The sequence below is a fragment of the Streptomyces sp. NPDC052687 genome, assembly GCF_040678395.1.
Classification (GTDB): Bacteria; Actinomycetota; Actinomycetes; order Streptomycetales; family Streptomycetaceae; genus Streptomyces.
On sequence record NZ_JBFATR010000099.1, the window covers coordinates 1 to 4,925 of the forward strand.

At 74.2% G+C, this 4,925-nt stretch carries 2 protein-coding genes; one reads left to right on the forward strand and one right to left on the reverse strand.

The genetic code is table 11. The features are described from left to right. Nucleotides 1-994: 994 nt before the first annotated feature. Nucleotides 995-2,257, reverse strand: coding sequence for a cytochrome P450 (locus AB0K92_RS33405; protein ID WP_365929027.1), 1,263 nt, complete (start codon nucleotides 2,255-2,257; stop codon nucleotides 995-997). A gap of 241 nt (nucleotides 2,258-2,498) precedes the next feature. Here AB0K92_RS33405 and AB0K92_RS33410 point away from each other — a divergent pair, with 241 nt between their 5' ends. Then, entirely contained in the window at nucleotides 2,499-3,917 is a 1,419-nt protein-coding gene (locus AB0K92_RS33410; protein WP_365929028.1) for a condensation domain-containing protein, read from the forward strand. Nucleotides 3,918-4,925: the final 1,008 nt, after the last annotated feature.

A 4,925-nucleotide genomic window follows, 5' to 3' on the forward strand; every position in this document is an offset into this window, starting at 1 on the left:
CCGAACTCGGCGAGGGAGAGGTCGGCGACCTTGAAGTCCTGTCGGTTCTCCCACCCCGCCCGCTCCGTCACGCGACCCCGCTCCCGGCCGCACTCGGGCCGCGGCCCCCATCCCACCCCGCCCCACCCCGTCCCGCCCCGCCCCGCCCCGCCCCGTCGCATGGCGTGGCGTGGCGTGAATGCTTATCCCCGCCGCGCGTTGCGGTCCGTTTCCCGGCCTCGCCGCGCTTCGCGGTCCTCGTCCCGCCCCGTCGCGTGGCGTGACCCCCGTGTCCCGTCCTGCCGGGTGTCTCACCGCTCCCGGCGCGCGCCGGGTGTTGCGCCCCCGGCTCCCGGCTGCCTCCTCGTGTGAGGTGACGCTTCCCGCTTCCTTGCGCGTGGTGGTGGTTCGTGTGAGGCGAGCCCGTAGGGTGCCGGGTTCTGCGGCGCTGGTGAGCCCTTCGCCGGCTGGAGCAAGTCCTCCACCAGTGCCCTGTCTTCGCGCGGCCATCGTCGACCGTCCGAGGCTGTTCGCCTACCGGCACCGTGAGCTGAGCGTCTGTCAGCCGCGAGGTGGGTCTCATCTGTGGTCGGACCTGACGCGACAGCGTCGAGCTTGCTGCATCGGTTGCCGGGGGAGCGGCACTTTCCCGGCTGGGCTCATGCAGGGGGACGGGGGCCCTGTCCGCCGCTGGCCTTCGGCGATCGGTGTCCGCTGGTGGTGACTTCGTCGCACGCGATCTTCACCTTCGAGGAATTCTCGGGGGTGAGGAACCCGTGCTGAACGTTCTGGGTCTGCCCGGCGACGGATGACGCAGTGTCCGGCCATGTCACGGCAGCGGTCACCCCCCCCTTTTCAGGCGGCGCCCGGCCCCGCTCGGGCGGCGCCCGGCGCCCCGGGCATGGCGGCCTCCCCGCTTTGCTCGGGCGGGGGGGTGCGCGTTGCTGTCCGAGCGTGGGTGGTGGCCCGGGCAGGTGGTGGTCTGCCCGGGCCCGGGGCCCCTGGGGGAGGGGGGTCAGTCGGGGTTTCGGGGGCCGAGGTGGACGGGCAGGCCGGTGACGGAGTTGGAGAAGATCGACGGGACGGGCGCCAGGTCGGCGGCGTCGACGGCGAGCCGCATGTGGGGGTAGCGGGCGAACAGCGGGGGCAGCGCGGCCATCGCTTCCAGGCGGGCCAGGGCGGGGCCGATGCACACGTGCGGTCCGCTGCCGAAGGCCAGGTGGCGTTTGACGGGCCGGGTGATGTCGAACCGGTCGGCGCTCTCGCCGTACTGGCCCGGGTCGCGGTTGACGCCGCTCCAGGGAGCGAGGATCGCATCACCCCGGGGGATGGTGACGCCGGCCACCGTGATGTCCTCGGTGGGGAAGCGGGCGGGGAAGTTGCCCACCGGGGAGTCCCAGCGCAGGGTCTCCTCCACGACCTGCCCCCAGGTGGCGCTGTCACCGTCCCGGACCATCGCCCGCTGCTCGGGGTGGGTCAGCAGAGCGCGGGTGGCGTTGACGATGAGACTGATGGACGTCTCGTGGCCGGCGCCGATGAGCGTCCACAGGGTGTCTTCGAGTTCCTCGTCGGTGAACGCCTCACCCGCGTCCTCGCCGACGGTGGCCAGCAGCGCGCTGGTCAGGTCGTCCGCCGGCTCGGCGCGCCGCATGGCGAACAGCCGCTTGAACAGCTCGTGCCGTTCCTGCTGCGCGGCGAGGAACTGCTCGGCGGTGGTGTCGGCGCGTATGACGGTGTCGATGAGCGCACGAAAACGCGCCCACCACGCCTGCGGCACCCCGATCAGCTCGCAGATGACCTGCATGGGGAACGGGTAGGCGTAGTGCCGGCGCAGATCGACCGTGCCGTCCGCCGCCGCCTGGCGGGGCAGGTCGTCCAGCATCGTGGTGACGATCTCGTCGATGCGCGGTGCCATGCGCTCGACGCGTGTGCGGGTGAAGGTCCGCGTCAGCGGCCGGCGCAGCCGCCGGTGCTCGGCACCGTCACGCGCCATCAGGTTGTTCAGCCGGATCATGCCCAGCAGCGGCCAGTCGTCGGGGATCTCACCGCGGCGCAGCGCCTCCCAGGTGCGCCAGTCGCGCCCCACCCGCGGATCGGCCGTCAGCTCGGCGAGCAGGGTGTAGTCGGTGACCACCCACATGCGCACCCCGCCGGGCAGTACGGCACGCACCACCGGGCCCAGGTCACGCATCAGCGCCGCCTCACCATGGCGGTCGGTGCCCAGCGGGTCGATGGCGAAAAGCGGCACAGCACTCTGATCGAGCGTCGTATCGGTCACGGTGGCATTCCTCCTGGCTCTCCCGGCCGCACGGCATCCCGGTAGGCCGTGGGCTCACGCAACGAACAGGCCACCAGAGCCGGCTTGGCATCGACTAACCACCGACCAAACCCAAGACGGCCGCCCCCGGCCACCAACCCCCGCCTGCCGCGCTCGATCGGTACTCCACGGCCGGCTGCTAGCTTCTCGCGCCACTGCGTCCGCACCTGGACGCACGACGAGCGATGGGGGAGTGTCCGCCATGACCGCACCGAGCGCCCTGACACACCACGACGACCACGAACACACCGCCCCGGCCCGCGCGCTGAGCCCGGCCGAACGCTGGTACTGGATCATCGACCAGCTCTCCACCCTCAACGTCTGCGCCCGCGTACGCATAAAGGGCGACCTCACACCGGCGGCGCTGCGCACCGCGCTCGGCGCACTGCAGGAGCGCCACCCCCAGCTGCGCGTCGCGATCGCCGACACCTCAGCGCACCACACCGGCGGCGGACCGTACTTCGTGCCCACCGACGCCCCCATCCCGCTGCGCGAGGTACGGGCCGACGGCCACGAGCAGCAGCGGTGGGTGCGTGAAGTGGACGGCCACGAGCTGACCGCCCCCCTGGACACGCGCCGCGGCCCCCTCGCCCGCGCGGTGCTCATCACCGCACCCGACCACACCCACGACCTGCTGCTGACCGTCGCCCACTGCATCGCCGACGGCACCACCGCGCTCTCCCTGCTGCGCCAGTGGGTCCGCCTCGCCACCACAGCCCCACACCCCGCCCCCGGTCGTGACGCCGGTGCGGCCACCGCTGCTGCTGCGGCCGCGCCCGCCCATGGTCTTGCCGAGCCGTTCGAAGCGCTCTTCCCCCCGCGCCCGCCCGCCGCACCGCCGGCGCCGTCGCACGCGCCGACGCCCGACGACGCCGGCGCGGCCGCGGGGGCGGGGGCGGGGGAGGGGAGTGTGGGCCGGCTGGAACCGGAGCGGTTCGTGCCGTTCGGCCGGCGCCGCACACGGATGCTGCACCGCTCTCTGTCCGGCGACGACCTCCAAAGCCTCACCCTCGCCTGCAAGCGGGAAGGGACCACCTTGCACGGCGTGCTGGCCGCGGCCCTGGCCTGCGCGGTGGCCCGCGACGCCGGCGCCGCACCCACCGCGTCGTTCGCGGTCGGCTCACCCGTCTCCCTGCGCCAGGAACTGCGGCGCGCCGTCTCCGAGGACGAGGCCGGCTGCTTCGTGTCGGCCCTGCACTCGGTCGTGCGCTACCAGCCCGACCACATATGGTCGATGGCCCGGTTCATCAACGACGACATCGCCGCGCGCAAGAAGCTCGGCGAACAGTACGAGGTGTTCGACCTGCTCGCCGCCCAGGGGCCGTCCACCGTCGCCGACAGCGAACCCTTCGTCCGCCACTTCGAAGAACACGGCCCTTTCAACTTCTTCGTGTCCAACATCGGCCGGTTCGACTTCCCCGCCCAGCTCGGCGCCTGGCAGCTGTCCGGGGCGCAGTTCGTGGGCGGGATCTCGGTGGTCGGCTGCCTCGGATCCTCCGTGACCACCAGCCAGGGCCGGCTCGCCTGGAACTTCACCTACATCGACGAAGCCGTCTCCCCCGAACGGGCCGAACGCCTGGCCGACGACACCATCCACACGCTCATCGCCGCAAGCCGGTAACAGACAACACCCCCGCCCGCGCCCAGCCCGCCGCGCACCGCACCGAGCCGGCCGCACACAGCCCGCCCCCCGGGAGCGGGCTGTGCACAGCCGCCCACGCCAAGCAGACCGCGCACCACCCGCCCGCGGGCGCACAGCAGGCCCCGCAGAACCAGCCCCGCACGGACCCACGACAGCCGCCCCCTCTGGAGCGGGCCGCGCACAGCCGGGCCCGCAGAGCGGGATGCACGCAGCCGGGCCCGCAATGCGAGATGCGTACGGCGGGACCCGTAGAGCCGCCCGCGCACAGCCGAGCCGCGCACAGCCGGCGGCGCACTGCCGGGCCCCGCAGCGCGAGATGCGCACAACAAGGCCGCGCACAGCGGGCCGCGAAGCCGCCCGCCCGCAGCCGGGCCGCGCGAAGCGGGCGGCGAAGAGCCGGCCCCGCACAACCGGGCCCCGCACAACCGGGCCCAGCACAACCGGGCCCGCAAAGCGGGATGCGCAGAACGGGACCCGTAGAGTCGCCCGCACACAGGCGAGCCACGCAGAGCCGGCGGCGCACAGCGGGCCGCCGCCCCCTCTGGGAGCTGGCCCCGTAGAGCCGGCGGCGCACTGCCGGCCCCGCAGCGCGAGATGCGCACAGCGGGCCGCGTAGAGCCGGCGGCGCACTGCCGGCCCCGCAGCGCGAGATGCGCACAGCGGGCTGCGTAGAGCCGTCCGCGCGCAGGCGAGCCTCGCAGAGCCGGCGGCGCACAGCGGGCCGCCGCCCTCGGAGCGAGCCTCGTCGAGCCGCCCGCGCACAGCCGACCCCCTCAAGCAGGCCCCGCAGAGCCGCTCGCACACAACCGCCCGCACCGCCGCCCGCACACACCCCCCCGCACCGCCGCCTCCCCGCGGTGCGGGATGCGTACAGCGGGCGGGCCCCCCGCAGCGCGCAGAGCCGCCCGCGCAGCGCGCGCACAGCCGGGCGCGGGCCCCCCCGGGGAGGGGGGGGCCGGGCCGGGGGGGCGCGGGCGGGCGCCGGGT